Genomic DNA, 16,352 nt, shown 5'->3' with positions numbered 1-16,352 from the left:
TCCAATTCAAGAGGCGGCATGTTTCGCCTCTTTTTCTTTTGTAGCCGAATTGACCAACATGAGTGGGCTGTCCCTTACCTTCCTATTATTTTGCTTCATTGAAAGGCTCAACAAGAGCGCTTGCAGACTTTGTCATATTCAACATTCAATATTTTCTTTCGCTTGAGGTATTGTGTTTAGGATAAATCCTCATTAAAAATGGTAAAGCTTCTTTTCATGGAAGTGTGAATCAGATTAGCAAGGAAATGTAATGCTTCACCTCAAACTGCGCTCGTTGTCACGTTTTTTCTCTGTTTGGGTTCTTTTTTCCCTGTGCCTGTTGGTGTTGAGTGCTTGTGTCAGTAAGCCATCTCAGCCTGTGATCGAGCCTCTTCCACAAATAACTCAGGATATGGTGGCTGATCAGGTTCTCGTATCTCAGTCTGGACAATGTTATTTCAAATACGATAGTGAAGCCTATGTTAAGGCGTTGCCATTTTGTCTGGCGGCGGCTGAGCAAGGTGATGCGCAAGCGCAAATGTATTTGGCCAGAATGCTGTTTGGTGAAAAGCAAGTGGCCGAAGATATGAACTTGGCGCTTAAGTGGATGACCTTGGCAGCCGAATCAGGATTGGCAGAAGCGCAAAATAATCTCGGTTGGTGGTATGAAGGTGCGTCAAAAATAGAGCAAGATTATTCAAAAGCTAAGTATTGGTATGAATTGGCAGCCGCGCAAGGCTATGGCAGCGCTGAATTTAATTTAGCTTATCTGTATCAGTATGGCATGGGAATGTCTGTGGATTATCAACAAGCTCTTTTCTGGTATCAAAAGGCAGCGGATCATAAGGAATATGTGGCCAATGCCCATCTAGGTTATTTACATGAAAATGGTTTGGGTGTTGAACAAAGCTTCTCTAAAGCAGCCGACTTTTATCGCATCGCGGCACAAGAAGGCGACTATTATTCGCAGACCAATTTAGGTTATTTGTATGAAGAGGGAAAGGGTGTTGAACAGGATTATGCTCAGGCGTTTTATTGGTATCAAGAAGCGGCGAGTCGCAATTTTGCCCGAGCACAAGTGAACCTTGGTTATCTTTATGAGACAGGCTTAGGAGTTAACCAAGATTATAACAAAGCGGAAGCTTGGTACCGTAATGCGGCAGAGCAGGGTGACATGAATGGTCAATACAGTTTGGCAACCTTGTATCGTAAAGGCTTAGGGGTTGAGCAAGATTATGATATGGCCCGTGAGTGGTATTTGAAAGCGGCACAACAAGATTATGCCCCGGCGCAAAATGTCATGGGGTATCTTTATGATGATGGTATTGGTGTACCAGAGAACGATAAGCTGGCGGTGTCTTGGTATCAGTTAGCGGCTGATCAAGGCAATATTTATGCGCAAAACAATCTCGGCGTTATGTATGAAGAAGGTTCGGGAGTTGAACAAAGTTATGAGCAAGCGGCGAAATGGTATTTACTGGCTGCGAACAAAGGACATGCTTCGTCTCAGAGTAATCTTGGTTACTTGTTAAGAGACGGTTTAGGGGTGAAGCAAAGTTATCAAGAAGCCGAGAAATGGTTTCGGCAGGCGGCTGCATTGGGGGAAGTAAAAGCGCAGGCGAATTTGGGCTTTTTCTACGAAAATGGTTTTTCCGTCAAACAGGATTTCCAACAAGCTAGATATTGGTATGCTAAAGCGGCAGAGCAAAATTATGCTTATGCGCAAGTTAATCTTGGTTATTTCTACGATCAAGGCATTGGGGTCGAGCAAGATTATAACATTGCGCTTCATTGGTATGAAAAAGCCGCGCAATTAGGTAACCGCCGTGCCTTGACTAACCTTGGGTATTTTTATGAGCAAGGGCTTGGGGTTACCAAGGATCTTGTGAAAGCCGCTCATTTTTATGATGAAGCGGCTCAACGAGGCTATGCGCCTGCTCAAGTGAATTTAGGCTATGTTTATCAAAAGGGAATGGGCGTATTGCAAGACTATCGTCAAGCCGCCCACTGGTATCTCTTAGCGGCGCAGCAAGGTAATCTAAGAGCGCAGAATAATCTTGCCCATATGTACGAAGAAGGCTTGGGGGTGGAACAAAATTATCAGTACGCAAGAGATTGGTACCAAAAGGCAGCCGATAAAGACTACATGTATGCGCAAGCGAATCTCGCCGACCTTTATGATGAGGGAGTAGGGGGAGAACAAGATTATCAGATGGCTGTTTACTGGTATCAAAAAGCAGCGCAACAAGGTTATGGTAGGGCGCAATATAGCTTAGCTTATAGCTACGAATATGGTCTGGGCGTAGAGCAAAATAATAATGAAGCGCTAAACTGGTACCTAAAAGCAGCACAACAAGGCGACCAATATGCACAATATAAAATGGGGGTCTTTTATACTGATGGTAAAGGTGTTGAAAAGGACCATGCGATTGCTTATGAATGGTTTTTAAAGTCCGCTCAGCAAGGTTACTCCTCTGCACAAGTGAATGTCGGTTTTGCCTATGAAAATGGACAGGGGGTAAAGAAAAACCTAACCACTGCGTTTGCATGGTATTCAAAAGCAGCCGAGCAGGGCGAAAAGCAAGGCCAGTTTAACTTGGGGATTTTTTATGAGTTTGGCTATGCTGTGCCCAAAGACCAAGAGCAAGCCTATCATTGGTATAAACTCGCGGCGGATCAAGGCTTAGAAGACGCGATTGAGAAAGTGGGTAAGCTGAAAAAGCGCGTGAGGTTATAGCCTCTTATTAGGTTTGAACATGAGCCGTAAATGCGCTGAATGAGTCGTGATTTCCTATAAAGATAAACATAGTGATATTTGTAGTCTTGTTAACTTTCTTTTGCCGCTAGATGGTAATGAAATAAGCTTTCTATCATACGCTTTAAGTCAGCCAAAGTGCGTTTCGCTCTTTGTTCATTTTGATTTACCACGACAAGAAAGGTGCTGTGGGTCACTTCAAGGTAGAGGCGTGCGATACGTTCTCTTTCCCGAATATGGCATTGAATACCAATTCGTTTAAAGACATCGGACATTTGGTTGATGACCAATTCGTCATGCTTTTCATCTAATTCTCTGAGTTCTTTGACGGAAAACATGGCTTGCACTAGGGCAAGAATGGCTTTTTGTTTCTTATAGGTTTTGAGGTGGATTGCCAATATTTTGTCGATCAGATCGTTTACCGCCAGATGTTCAAGGGGCCATTGATGGACTTCTGTGAACACGCTTTCGATGCTGTCTAGCCAACGGGTGCCCATGGCATACAGAATGGCGTATTTGTTGGGAAAGTAGTGATAGAGAGAGCCAATAGAAATGCCCACTTCTTTGGCAATGATAATGGTGTTCAGTTCATCTAAGCCAACGCGCTCCAAGAGCTCAGCGGTCACATCAATAATTTGTTTTGAACGGCGAATAGAGCGGTTTTGTACCGGTTCGCTGCGTGGTGACAAGTTTTGTGTGATCTCATCAAGTTGCTGAGTTTTACGGGGTGGCGTCATAGGATTCTTTTACCTCATGTGTCGCTTGTTAGGATAACCTATCTCTAAGTGAGTAATACAACATACCTGCGACTAAGCCCGGCCAACGTAACAGAGTGCCTCCTGGGAAATTGGCCGTTGGGATTTCAGCAAACAGATCAAAACGCTCTGCGGTTCCTGCGATGGCTTCACTAATCAGTTTGCCTGCAAACGTTGCCAATGCGACACCGTGTCCTGAGTAACCTTGGGCCACAAAGACATTTTTTTCTTGGTGAGCAAAATACGGCATTCGGTTGAGCGTGATGGCTAAGGTGCCGCCCCAGCTGAAATCGATTTTGCTGGATTGTAATTCGGGATAGACAGATAGCATGTGCTTTTGTACAAATGCAGCAATGTCTTTTGGAAATCGTGACCTGTAGTTTTCGCCACCGCCCCACAACATACGCTTGTCTGCGGATAAACGAAAATAATTGATAACAAATTTGGAATCCGCGACAGCAAGATCGTCAGGATTAATGTGATTAACCACTTCGTCTGCTAGTGGTTCGGTAGCAATAATGAAGTTGTTAATCGGCATGATCTTTTTGGCCGCTTGCTGGTTAAGCTTGCCGAGATAGCCATTGCATGCGAATAACAGGTAGTTGGCTTTCACCGTGCCTTTTGCCGTTTTTACGCTGGGATTTTCACCGGCTGAGTAACTTAATACTTTAGTGTGTTCAAAAATCTTAGCACCTTTATTGTGTGCCGCTTTAGCAAGACCAAGGGCAAAATTAAGGGGATGAAGATGCCCACCGTCTTGATAAAATTCGCCAGCGTGAAATTTTTCAGTGCCTAGTTTTGCGGCGACACTCTGTCTATCAAGGTAGTGAATTTTATCGTAGCCTAGGATGGTATTTTTGTAGTCAACGGCTTCTTTTATCTCATTAATGTGAGACGATTTTGCGGCCACATGTAGGACGCCAGTTTTGAAATCACAGTCAATCTGGTGTTCTTTAATGAGCTGTTTAACCAAGTCAACGGAGTCAATCGACAGCTGCCAGAGTTTATCTGCTACTGTTTTGTTAGTGCGTTTTGCGATTGCCTGATGACTCATGTTGTGACCTTGGCAAATTTGACCACCATTACGCCCAGAAGCGCCAGAGCCAATAAGGTGTGCTTCCAGTAAAATGACTCGATAACCTTGTTGAGAGAGATGAAGTGCCGCGGACAGCCCTGTGTAACCTCCACCTATAATGCAGACGTCCGTTTCCATATCGCTACCTAATGAAGGAAAACTTAGGGTTTGATTGACTGTATTGGCGTAGTAAGACGCTTCAAATCCATGGTTTTTCATAAGGTGTTCCCTAGGCAAACAATTTAGCAATGAAATCTAATGAAAGCCGAATAATAATTCAATTAAAAAAACGACTTTTTGCCTATTAGAGTCACGTTTTTAAATTTTTGTTGATTTTTATTCGATCATTAAATAGGGTTTAATTCGAGTAATGATTCGGTTTTTTGTTTACTGAATGAACTGCTCGATAAGAAAAACACTCTGACGGTTTTTTTGTAAATAGTGTCATATGTCTGAAAATAGTGTCATATGCCTGAGAAGATAGTACAGAGCGTTTTTTTGACCTTCCATAGAGATTTTATAAAAGGTGATATATGGGTGTCCTAGAGGATTTCCTTAAAAAAAATGCAATTACAGAAATTGAGTCCTTACTGTCAGATATGACGGGGAATGCGCGAGGTAAGTTTTATCCGACGCGAAAATTTTTGGCTGAAAAAGAAGGTCGCTTGCCTGAAACTGTTTTGGTACAAAGCGTGACGGGAGACTGGGCGTATAACCACTATGATATTGTCGATGCCCGTGATCGGGACATGATTTTAGTACCAGATACGAATACCTTACGAATTGTGCCTTGGGCAGATGAACCAACGGCACAGTTAATTAATGATTGTTATGATTCTGAAGGCAATCCTCATCCTTTGTACAGCAGAACTATTTTGCGCCATGTATTGGCCTTGTATGAAAAGGAAGGATTACGCCCGGTTATTGCACCAGAAATGGAGTTTTATTTGGTACAAAAGAATAAAGATCCGGATTACGAACTTAAACCTGCAGAAGGGCGTTCGGGACGTCGCGAGACCGCACGTCGGTCTTATAGTATTGATGCTGCAAATGAGTTTAATCCTGTTATAGACACTCTTTACGCCTATTGTGAAGCACAGGATTTGGACGTAGATACTCTAATTCATGAATCTGGCGCGGCGCAAATGGAGATTAACTTTTTGCATGGTGATCCACTTGATCTTGCCGATCAGGTATTTGTCTTTAAACGTACCATGCGTGAGACTGCGATAAAGCATAATATTCATGCCACCTTCATGGCTAAGCCGATGCAGAATGAGCCAGGCAGTGCAATGCATATTCACCAAAGTGTTGTGGACATAAAAACAGGCCAGAATATTTTTAATACTGATGGTAAGTACAGTGAGACTTTTTATCATTACTTAGGTGGTTTGCAGAAATATACCCCAAATGCCATCAGTTTTTTTGCACCAAACGTAAATTCTTATCGACGTTTTGCGCCAGAAATGGCGGCGCCAATCAATATGAAGTGGGGGGTAGATGATCGTACTGCGGGATTACGCATTCCGGTGTCTTCGCCGGAAGGTTTCCGTATTGAAAATCGCTTTTCCGGTTCAGATTGCAATCCTTATTTAGCCATTGCGGCGAGCTTGGCTTGCGGCTATTTAGGCATGAAAGAGAAGCTTCGTCCAAGTGAGCCTTCTAATGAGGAAGAAGCCATTGATATGGAAGAAATTGAGTTGGCTCGTACTTTAGAAGAGGCACTGCGTCTTTTAGAGGGGTGTCCTGAGATTTGTGAAATCATGGGGCAACAGTTTGTCGATGCTTATATTGGTGTGAAGCGATCTGAGTTTGAAACCTTCAATAAGGTCATCAGTTCGTGGGAGCGAGAGCATCTGTTGTTGAATGTCTAAGGCCGTTGTTTTAGCAAAGGCTCTGGGCATTTAAAATTAGCTTGATAAAGAATAATTATAAATAATTATCAATCGTTATTAATTGAGGCACAAAAGGTATGAAAAAAGCGTTATTCCATTCGTTAAAACATATTATGTCGCCATTGTTGCTGTCGATGGTGGCAACGGTTCCTGTGGTTGGTCATGCTGAAGATGAACTGAAGTTTTATAATTGGTCTGATTATATAGGTGAAGATACGATTGCAAACTTCGAAGAGAAAACCGGCATCAAAGTGACTGCTGATGTGTTTGATAGTAATGAGGTATTAGAAGCCAAATTGCTGGCCGGAAATTCTGGTTATGATCTAGTGGTCCCGACGGCTTCTTTTATGGGACGTCAGATTAAAGCGGGTGTGTTTATGCCGCTGGATAAAAGCAAGTTACCCAATTTGCAAAATATTGATCCTGAATTACTGAGTTATCTCAATAACTTGGATCCAGGTAACCAATATGGCGTGCCATATTTGTGGGGTACAACAGGTATAGGTTACAACAAAGCAGTAGTGGAAAAAATTTTAGGGAAAGACGCTCCTGTTGATAGCTGGGATTTGGTTTTTAAACCTGAGAACATGGCAAAGCTCCAAGAGTGTGGTGTGATGTTCTTGGATTCTCCTGATGAAATTTATCCTTTGGTGCTAAATTATCTTGGCAAAGATCCAAACAGTACAAATCGTAGCGATTACGCTTTGGACAGTGAAGGGGTGCTTTTGTTAGAAGCGGTGCGACCTTATATTCGTCAGTTCCATTCTTCTTCTTATATTAGTGCGTTAGCAAATGGCGACATCTGTGTAGCCGTTGGTTGGTCTGGTGATGTCATCCAAGCACAAGATCGTGCCGCGGAAGCCGAGAATGGTATTGATATTCAGTATCGCATTCCAAAGGAAGGCACACAGTTGTGGTTTGACATGCTAGGCATTCCAAAAGGGGCTAACAACCCAGATGCAGCTCTTGAGTTTATAAATTACTTATTGGAGCCTGAGGTGATTGCTGAGGTGTCTAACTATGTTGCCTACGCTAACCCAAACTTGCCAGCCTTTGATTTACTTGATGAAGAGATTTCAGGTAACCCAGGTATTTATCCGCCAGAAAGTGTGAAAAAGCTCCTCTATACACAAAAAGTTCGTGGGGTCAGAATCGAGCGATTATTGACGCGTTTATGGACGAAAGTGAAGACGGGACGATAAACACTAAGCTGGTTAAACAAGAATGACTTTCGGTGTTGCTTTGAGAGCCGCTGAAAGTCTTTTTTGTGTGTAGCTATTTTGGGATCATCTCAATGGCTAAATCTTAGTGAACGGGCAGCTTTAAGAGGGCCGCTTTTTGCTATCAGTTTATCTATGTCGTGATATTGTTGAAAATGTAAAAAAGGCAGCTGAGCTGCCTTTTTCGTTAGTACGACACAAGGCTTTATACAGCATTGGCGTTTAAGTGATGATAGCCACGTTGAAAATAAAGTAGGGCGCCAGCGTTATCTGTCTGTTTTATGGCTAACACTTCACAAAAGAAAACATCGTGAGTCGCCACACTTTGACGATGGATAATCTGACAATCAAAACTCACTGCGGCATCCGCTAACACAGGGGAGCCGGTTTGTAAGCTTTGCCATTCACCATTGTTAAAGCGCTCTTGCATGGGGGCTTTGCCACCAAATACATTAGATAAGCCGTCTTGCCCTTTTGCTAGGGTATTGATGGCCAGTGTTGAGGCGTTTTTGAAGCGTTCGTAGACAGACGCATTGCGATTTAAACACACCAATAAAGTGGCAGGACTGTCACTGACACTGCAAACGGCGGTTGCTGTGAAACCGACTTTTTCTCCTTGATCCAGTGTGGTGACAATATTGACCGCACCTGCCAAACTTGCCATACCATCTTTAAAGGCTTGCGCTGAAATTCCCAATTTGGTTTCGATTTGCATTTCGCTCATAGCATATTCTCTCGTGATATTTGTTTTATTGTCAGATTATTGGGGTTCTTTATTAGATAACTTTGCAGGCTTCATCAAAGCTCAAACGTGGCAAGCGTTTATGTACTTTGGTGTCGTCGCCATAACCAATATTGAGAAGGAAATTCACTTTCCAAGTACTGTCTTTGAAGAAGGTGTCGTTCAGTAATGTGGCATCAAAGCCCGACATGGCACCACTGTCTAATCCCAAGGCACGTGCCGCACTGATGAGGTAGCCACCTTGTAATGAGCTGTTGCGCATGGCGGTTTCATAAGCCGCTTCAGGACTCGAAGTAAACCAGCTGCGTGCATCCGCATAAGGGAAGAGGCTTGGCAGTTGCTCATAAAACGCTTCATCGTAGGCAATTATTACGGTGCAAGGGGCGCTCATGGTTTGTTCTACATTGCCACTAGATAGACAGTGTCTAAGCTTTTCTTTGGCGTCCTCTGACTGCACAAACACAAAACGTGCAGGGCAGCAATTAGCGGAAGTAGGGCCCACTTTTACCAGCTGATACAGTTGCTGAATGACATCCTCAGGAATGGTTTTATCCTGCCAAGAGGTATGAGTGTGGGCATCGCTAAACAGCTGTGCCAAAGCGTCATGGTTTAAAGGGGTACTCATAATGAAATCCTATTAATCTTTGAGGTAATGGCGCTTTAATAAGGGCCGTTTATTGTTTGGTTAGATGGAAACATGGCGGACTCGGCTAATTTTGTGCGTCTAAAAAGTCGATGAGTAAGGTATTAAAATGGTCTTTTGCCGTAATGGTACTGGCATGACCACCATAATCCATCAAACGTAACTGGGCATTGGGGAGAGCATCGGACAGCACTTGTGAGCGTTGCCAAGGCACTAATAAATCGTCTTTGTTAGCGACCACCAAAGAGGGTGTGGTGATATTGGCTAAGCGGCTTTCAATATCAAACTCACTTAATGCGCTAATGCGTGCTAACAAATTGTCTCGATCTGGAAAATGTGCTTTTAAATGCGCTTCTTCCTCCTCCAATGCTTTGATATTGTTGGCAATCCAATCTGGCGGATACAAGATCAAGGCTTGCATTTGCAGATAAATGTCTGGCGCACAATTGGCTAATATGGCTTTGCGAATATTGAAACATCTTAGGGTGTGTGGATTCGGGCTGCTCCAGGCATTAATAAGCACCATACTTTGCAGCTTTTCAGGGGCTTGATCGGCCATTTGCAAGGCCACCAAACCACCGAGAGCGTGACCGATGAGATGACATTTTTGTATATTTAACTCTTCTAGCAGTGTTAGCAATTCGTCCGTCATGGTTTTTATACTGTAATCAGACGAGAGTTTGGCAGGGCTGCGGCCCGTTCCAGCTTGATCGTAAATCAGTATACGAAAACGCTCGGTTAATTCAGGCAGCTGGCTTTGCCAGAAGTTTGCGGAACCTCCTAAACCAGAGCTAAACACCAATGTGGGGGCATCAACTTGTTCTAACCCGTGGAGTTCATAATACATACTGGGGCCTCATCACCATAATCATTGGAAAAAGCAGCTTAGGTGGTTTTCCTAGGCTGCTGCGATCAACTTTCTATTAGCCAATGTGCGCAAAGCTGGCAATTTCGACCAAGGCATCCGGTTTCACCAAACCACATTTGATGCAGTAACGGGCCGGCTTCTCGCCCGGGAAGTATTCCGCATACACTTCGTTTACTGCTGCGTAATTGTCCCAGTCGGTGATTAACACAGTATTAAAGGTAACATCGTCCATGGTGCCTCCGGCTTCTTCTACTACCCCTTTGATGATTTCAAGAACGTGGCGGGTTTGCGCTGCTGCATCGCCAACGTGAACCACATTGTTGTCCTTATCAAAGGGTAAGGTTCCAGACACATACAGAACATTGTCTGCCATTGAACCAGGAACGAATGGAGCAAGAGGTTTACCAGTGCCTGCTGGGATAATGGATTTTTTACTCATAAATGTTTCCTCGATTGATAATGGTTTTGTTATGTCGATTGTTTTGCGACTTGGTCACAAAAAGTGTCTACGTCAGAAACCCAGCCAAAGAAGGTTTCTATGTTGTATAAAGAAGCTTGTTGGATAGACTCCGAACCCGCCTGATGAGTTGCATCGGCTAAGACGACGCCAAAATATTCCAAGAAAAAGCCGTCTCGCAAAGTCGATTCCACGCACACATTGGTGGCGATGCCTGTAAAGACGAGGGTTTTGATTCCACGACTGCGCAGCATGCTGTCCAAGTTGGTGTTGTAAAAACCACTGTAGCGAGTTTTTGGAATAACAATGTCACCAGGTTGCGGGGCCAGTTCCTCTACCAGTTCATAATCCCACGTGCCTTTTGCTAACAAGGTTCCCATGAGTTCAGGTTGCTTACGCATGGTTTTTAAGGCGTTGGATTTGTACCAGTTGGGTGAGCCGGGGCCTCCTGCTTCTGTGTACTCTGGATCCCAACCATTTTGGAAGTAGACCACAGGCATGCCTGCGTTACGTGCCACATCCAATACTTTGGCGGTTTGCTGAATCACCGGGCCAGTGCTTGAAATATCAAACCCCGCACGATCCAAGTAACCGTTTTTGGTGGCGTATGCGTTTTGCATATCGACTACGATAATGGCAGTTTCTTTTAGATTAATGGTTAATGGCTCAGGTTTGGCTGGCAATATGATTTCATTAGCTTGAGTGCCATCGTAATAGCCTGATAATTTGAGTTCTTCAATGCTCATGTTTAAACCGCCGCTGCCTGAATGTGTTGACGGGATTTCATCAGCGGTTGGATTTTCTTACCATAATCGTCCATGCCTTGGATAAAGTCGTCGAAGGTTAATAACACGCCACCACAACCTGGTACGGTAGCAATTTCATCTAGCATAGCGGCGACTTTTTCATAAGAACCGACCAGCGTACCCATATTAAAATTCACCACCGACGTTGGGTTTGTCATATCTCGTACATTGGTATCCTTGCCTGATTTTTTATCCGCCGCACCTTGCTCCGTCATCCAATCTGTAGCTTCAAAATCTTGACCTTCTTTATAAAGTTCCCATTTCGCCATAGCCTTTTCATCCGTTTCATCGGCGATGACCATCATGAGTACAGCGGAATCAACATCACGTTCTGCTTTGGCAGCGGCTTCTTGTAATCTGGCTGCGGTAGGGGCAAAAGCGGTAGGAGTATTGACGCCTTTACCGAAACAGAAATTGTAGTTGGCATGATTGGCAGTGAACTCCATGCCGGATGCACTTTGTCCAGCACAAATAATCGGAATGTCACGGGAAGGTTTTGGCAGCATGCGGCAATCGTCCATTTGGAAGAATTCACCTTTGAAGTCGCTCTTGCCTGTTGTCCATAATTCTTTGACGACTTTGATGTATTCTTCAAGATAATTGTAGCGACTAGAGAAGTACTCATCGCCTGGCCACATGCCCATTTGAGAATATTCTGGTCGTTGCCAACCAGTTACTAGGTTAACGCCGAAGCGCCCATTAGAAATGGAATCAATGGTGGTTGCCATGCGTGCCATAATGGCAGGGGGGAGCACCAAGGTTGGCGCTGTTGCATAGAGTTGGATTTTACTGGTAACGGCCGCTAAGCCAGCCATTAGGGTGAAAGATTCAAGATTGTAGTCCCAAAATTCGGTTTCACCGCCGAAGCCTCTCAGTTTGATCATGGAAAGCGCGAAATCCATTCCATATTCTTCTGCTTTCATAACAATTTCTTTATTGAGATCAAAACTCGGTTTGTACTGAGGTGAGGTTTTTGAAATCAGCCAACCATTATTACCAATGGGGATAAATACGCCTACGTCCATAATTGCCTCTCTTGTCTTCTCTAGTTATTCATCATTTATAAAAACAGGGATTTGGTAGAATGAATTCATTCCTGACCATTTGATCAGTATTCATTTTGCATTAACTATGCCAATAAATTTTTCTTATAAATTACAAAGAGTTATGAAATGATTAAAAATCATTAGCTGACCATATGGTCGATATTGGATCAAAAAAGGCTTTCCTGCTCATTATTTGTGCAGTTGAATGTGAGTCGTTTAGCAGGGCAATGGATCCGCAGCCAACAGTGATTTGAAGCCAACAGTGATCCGCTGCAAATAAAGTGGAGAGTGAGGGGCATTTGTCATATTGGCCAAATAATTGATCGCCTAACTGGGGACAAGGCAAGTGATGCCTTTACCTTGTCCTTGGTTAAAACGTTAAGGAAGGTGCGAATAAGTCTTCTGAACATCAGTCTTATCAGAGAAACGGCCTATCAAGGCAAGAGTGAGCAGGAATGTTAATACCTTTCAATCACTCTTAACACAGAGAGGGCGTTTCTCTGAAAGACCCGAAGGGCGTGGGCTAAGCTCTCTTTATTCTTTGTTAAGCTTCTTGCCAATATGCTTATATTGGACAGCGAAACTTGCCTCGAATAAAAGAGAGTTATCCACACGCTGAAGTCAGTGGACTTGTTCGTACCTTCCTTAAGCAATCGACGCTTGTTTTTGCAAAGCAATTTCTTGTCGAACAATAGCCGCTCCGTCACTGAGTGCTTTTAATTTGGCGTTAGCAACTTTACGTGACAAAGGCGCCATGCCACAGTTGGTGCACGGGTAGAGTTTATCCACATCGACATATTTGAGTGCTTTACGCAGGGTGTCGGCGACTTCTTCAGGCGTTTCAATCTTATTAGTGGCAACGTCTATCGCACCAACCATGACTTTTTTGCCACGAATCAGTTCCAATAACTCGATTGGTACATGTGAGTTATGACATTCCAGTGAAATAATATCTATAGTGGATTGTTGTAGTTTGGGAAACACTTCTTCGTACTGACGCCATTCAGAGCCCAGCGTCTTTTTCCAGTCAGTATTGGCTTTGATGCCGTATCCATAACAAATATGGACTGCGGTTTCACAGCTCAGTCCTTCACAGGCTTTTTCTAAACAGGCAATGCCCCAATCATTCACATCATCAAAAAACACATTAAACGCAGGCTCATCAAATTGGATGATGTCCACGCCAGCGGCGGCTAATTCTTTAGCTTCTTGGTTGAGAATTTTGGCGAATTCCCAAGCCAACTTCTCGCGACTTTTATAATGGTCATCGTAGACTGTATCAATCATAGTCATAGGGCCGGGTAGAGCCCATTTGATAGGTTGTTTTGTCTGTTGACGTAAAAATTTGGCATGCTCAACAAAAACCGATTTTTGGCGTGACACGGGTCCCACTACAGTGGGGACACTGGCATCATAGCGATTGCGAATCCGAACGGTTTTTCGTTTTTCAAAATCCACTCCAGCAAGATGTTCAACAAAAGTGGTGACAAAATGTTGACGAGTTTGCTCGCCATCACTGACTATGTCGAGACCAGCGAATTTTTGTTCTTGTAGTGCAATTCTGAGCGCATCTTGCTGGCCTGTGTGCAGTTCCTCACCCTGTAATTTCCACGGTGACCATAATACTTCCGGTTGTGCTAGCCAAGTGGGTTTTGGCAAACTGCCAGCGCTTGAGGTAGGTAATATTGTATTCATAATACATTCTCTTCTCATATTTATTGACGTGATGAAACAGCATAATTATCTGACCACTGCTGCAATATCGCTTGATAGGGTTTAATGAAGTTTTCTTCGGCAAACTTGCCTTGCTGTACGGCAAGATGACTGCGTTCTTTTCTGTCATACACAATGTGTGTGAGTGAATGATCTGAGTTTTGCAAATTGGGTTGGTAATAATGACCAGCCACTGTGTTGGCGTTGTAAATCTCAGGTCGATAGATTTTCTGGAAGGTTTCCATGGTGCTAATGGTGCTGATTAGTTCAAGATTGGTGTAATCATTCAGCAAGTCACCAAAGTAATAAAATGCCAAAGGTGCAACACTGTTTGGTGGCATAAAGTAGCGAACCTTTAAACCCATTTTTTGAAAGTACTTTTCTGTCAAGGATGAGTCATTGGGCCGATATTCAAAGCCTAAGACAGGGTGTTCGTTTTCTGTTCTACGGTAAGTTTTGTTGTCCGAAACGCTCAAACAAATAATGGGCGGCTTATTGAATGCCTGCTGGTAGCTTGAGGAGCGAATAAAATGTTGGAAGAGTTTGCCATGCAGTTCGCCAAAGCCTTCTGGCACGCTGAACGATTCTTTATCTTTATTATGACTCGGCAATAGCACGCTAAAATCATAATCTCGTACATAAGAAGAAAAGTTATTGCCCACTACGCCAGGAATACGTTGTTGGGTGTCCCTGTCTAGAATCCAGGTTTGTAAGATTTCGATACTTGGGAAGCTTTGTTGCTTGGCTTCCACATTTATATTGACGGATACGATATTCAATTCAATATGATAACGCTCGCTTTTGGGGTTATCCCAATGGGCTAATGCATTAAAACGATTGTTAATCATCTTTAAGGCATTACGTAAATTACTTTGTCGGTGCCGACCTCTCGCAAGGTTGGCAAAGTTAGTCGTGATACGAGTGTTTGCTGATGGCTGATAGTCTTCATCAAATTTCAGTGTGTTGATGCTGAAGCTAAATTTTGTGTGCATGGTGATCTGTCATCCTGTTATGTAAGTGCATAAGTCTCATAGTGCTCTTGATGGATTAAGTCTTTCACCGTCGATGTATTTCTTATTGTTAGAAAAAGAATCATTTGTTGTATCGCTAAGAGCTGATACGATTGTTGTTTAAATCTTAATATGAATAAAATTGTATTTTTTCAATTTTAGATGAATTCTATTAATTTAGTGTGGGTGCGGATTTTAATAAGCACTCCGTTGTCATGGACATCAAGGTATCGAATAAGGAATAAAGTTTGTCATGATGCAATTTCGTATGTTGTCGGCGCTATGTTTGTTCGGAATGAGCACAATGACTTTCGCAACGACTCAAGTAGAACTAGGTTTGCATGCGTCCAATATTGTTTATACCGAGCCATCGGTAATGCAAGAAAAAGGGTCATTATCGGGTTTTAACGGACGTTTTATTTACCAACAAGCTCATAATGTGAAAGCGTTAGAAGTGACTATTTCAAGCGGTAAAATGGACTATGAAGGTTCTGGTACCATCCAGGGTATTCCCGATGAGTTATTTGAAATACGTGGTTTATCGGGCAGTCCTTGGCGGCTTGATTCAAAATGGCAAGTGACGAGCTATATTGGCTTGGGGTATCGATATTTAAATGATGATTCCAGTGGTAGGGTGTCCAGTACTGAACGTCATGGTTATGAACGTGAGCAGGTTTACTATTACATCCCAATTGGGATTGATTTTGAACGCAAGCAACTTTTTTCCGATTGGGGGTTGTATGGCAATGTCGAATTTGATTATTTGATTCTAGGGAAGGTACGAACAAGTCCACTGACTTCAGCGTGTGGATAACTCTCTTTTATTCGAGGCAAGTTTCGCCGTCCAATATAAGTATATTGGCAAGAAGCTTAACAAAGAATAAAGAGAGCTTAGCCCACGCCCTTCGGGTCTTTCAGAGAAACGGCCTCTCTGTGTTAAGAGTAATTGAAAGGTATTAACATTCCTGCTCACTCTTGCCTTGATAGGCCGTTTCTCTGATAAGACTGATGTTCAGAAGACTTATTCGCTCCTTCCCTAGGTGAAAATACCAGCCACTTAGGAAGACTAAATGGTCACCAAGATCTGTCATTTTCGCAATACAATGGCTATGGTAATCGCGTAAGATTGGGGCTTTCGAAGCCAATTAGCAAGGACTGGCAGATTAAAGTAGAGGCCTTCTACAAATATTGGAATATTGATGATTCCACCATAGATTATGATTTGGATAGTACTCCTATGATTGAACCTCACAATCATTCCAAAGAAATGGGCATCAGCGTGATATTGGTGTTGTGAATTCGCAAAAATCCGTTTATTGAATTGATTAAAATGCGTCCTAATGCTGTTTGACTCTGCCAAGCACCGCTTGACAGAGAGATGGCTACTT

Annotated in this window: 14 protein-coding genes; 4 read left to right on the top strand and 10 right to left on the bottom strand. The window is 43.2% G+C overall.

The features are described from left to right. Window positions 1-250 precede the first annotated feature (250 nt). A complete protein-coding gene (locus ABXS85_RS07065; RefSeq protein WP_353669335.1) occupies window positions 251-2,716 on the top strand; it encodes a tetratricopeptide repeat protein in 2,466 nt (821 codons plus the stop codon). An 89-nt stretch (window positions 2,717-2,805) separates the two neighbouring features. Here ABXS85_RS07065 and ABXS85_RS07060 read toward each other — a convergent pair whose 3' ends face one another. Both ABXS85_RS07060 and ABXS85_RS07055 read right to left on the bottom strand, forming a co-directional pair. Then, window positions 2,806-3,471, bottom strand: coding sequence for a TetR/AcrR family transcriptional regulator (locus ABXS85_RS07060; RefSeq protein WP_353669334.1), 666 nt, complete (start codon window positions 3,469-3,471; stop codon window positions 2,806-2,808). A 28-nt stretch (window positions 3,472-3,499) separates the two neighbouring features. Further along, window positions 3,500-4,783 (bottom strand): FAD-binding oxidoreductase, encoded by a 1,284-nt coding sequence (locus ABXS85_RS07055; RefSeq protein ID WP_353669333.1) that lies wholly within the window; start codon window positions 4,781-4,783, stop codon window positions 3,500-3,502. A 314-nt stretch (window positions 4,784-5,097) separates the two neighbouring features. On the opposite strand from ABXS85_RS07055, the gene ABXS85_RS07050 reads away from it, so the two are divergent. After that, entirely contained in the window at window positions 5,098-6,438 is a 1,341-nt protein-coding gene (locus ABXS85_RS07050) for a glutamine synthetase family protein (RefSeq protein ID WP_353669332.1), read from the top strand. A 98-nt stretch (window positions 6,439-6,536) separates the two neighbouring features. After that, a complete protein-coding gene (locus ABXS85_RS07045; protein WP_353669331.1) occupies window positions 6,537-7,661 on the top strand; it encodes an extracellular solute-binding protein in 1,125 nt (374 codons plus the stop codon). A gap of 223 nt (window positions 7,662-7,884) precedes the next feature. Here ABXS85_RS07045 and ABXS85_RS07040 read toward each other — a convergent pair whose 3' ends face one another. The 8 genes from ABXS85_RS07040 to ABXS85_RS07005 all read right to left on the bottom strand — a co-directional run bounded on the left by ABXS85_RS07040 (window position 7,885) and on the right by ABXS85_RS07005 (window position 14,946). Continuing rightward, window positions 7,885-8,403, bottom strand: coding sequence for a flavin reductase (locus ABXS85_RS07040; protein ID WP_353669330.1), 519 nt, complete (start codon window positions 8,401-8,403; stop codon window positions 7,885-7,887). Window positions 8,404-8,455: 52 nt separating this feature from the next. Then, window positions 8,456-9,046 carry a malonic semialdehyde reductase gene (locus ABXS85_RS07035; RefSeq protein ID WP_353669329.1) on the bottom strand — a complete coding sequence of 197 codons (591 nt, stop codon included), beginning with the start codon at window positions 9,044-9,046 and terminating at the stop codon, window positions 8,456-8,458. A gap of 85 nt (window positions 9,047-9,131) precedes the next feature. Next, window positions 9,132-9,911 carry a pyrimidine utilization protein D gene (gene rutD / locus ABXS85_RS07030; RefSeq protein WP_353669328.1) on the bottom strand — a complete coding sequence of 260 codons (780 nt, stop codon included), beginning with the start codon at window positions 9,909-9,911 and terminating at the stop codon, window positions 9,132-9,134. 76 nt (window positions 9,912-9,987) lie between these two features. After that, window positions 9,988-10,371 carry a pyrimidine utilization protein C gene (gene rutC, locus ABXS85_RS07025; protein WP_353669327.1) on the bottom strand — a complete coding sequence of 128 codons (384 nt, stop codon included), beginning with the start codon at window positions 10,369-10,371 and terminating at the stop codon, window positions 9,988-9,990. Window positions 10,372-10,400: 29 nt separating this feature from the next. After that, on the bottom strand, window positions 10,401-11,135 hold the full coding sequence (gene rutB, locus ABXS85_RS07020; protein WP_353669326.1) for a pyrimidine utilization protein B: 735 nt from the start codon (window positions 11,133-11,135) through the stop codon (window positions 10,401-10,403). Window positions 11,136-11,137: 2 nt separating this feature from the next. Then, window positions 11,138-12,220 (bottom strand): pyrimidine utilization protein A, encoded by a 1,083-nt coding sequence (gene rutA / locus ABXS85_RS07015; protein ID WP_353669325.1) that lies wholly within the window; start codon window positions 12,218-12,220, stop codon window positions 11,138-11,140. A gap of 666 nt (window positions 12,221-12,886) precedes the next feature. Then, a complete protein-coding gene (locus ABXS85_RS07010; RefSeq protein ID WP_353669324.1) occupies window positions 12,887-13,936 on the bottom strand; it encodes a methionine synthase in 1,050 nt (349 codons plus the stop codon). A 20-nt stretch (window positions 13,937-13,956) separates the two neighbouring features. Beyond that, window positions 13,957-14,946, bottom strand: a complete 990-nt coding sequence (locus tag ABXS85_RS07005; protein ID WP_353669323.1) for a DUF1852 domain-containing protein — start codon at window positions 14,944-14,946, stop codon at window positions 13,957-13,959. A 271-nt stretch (window positions 14,947-15,217) separates the two neighbouring features. Between ABXS85_RS07005 and ABXS85_RS07000 the strand changes: the two genes are divergently transcribed. After that, complete coding sequence (locus ABXS85_RS07000; protein WP_353669322.1) at window positions 15,218-15,778, top strand: hypothetical protein; 561 nt, start codon at window positions 15,218-15,220, stop codon at window positions 15,776-15,778. Window positions 15,779-16,352 lie beyond the last annotated feature (574 nt).

The organism is Marinomonas sp. THO17 (assembly GCF_040436405.1).
GTDB lineage: Bacteria > Pseudomonadota > Gammaproteobacteria > Pseudomonadales > Marinomonadaceae > Marinomonas.
The sequence above is the reverse complement of the archived record's forward strand: the minus strand, read 5'-3'. Positions and strand labels throughout refer to the sequence as shown.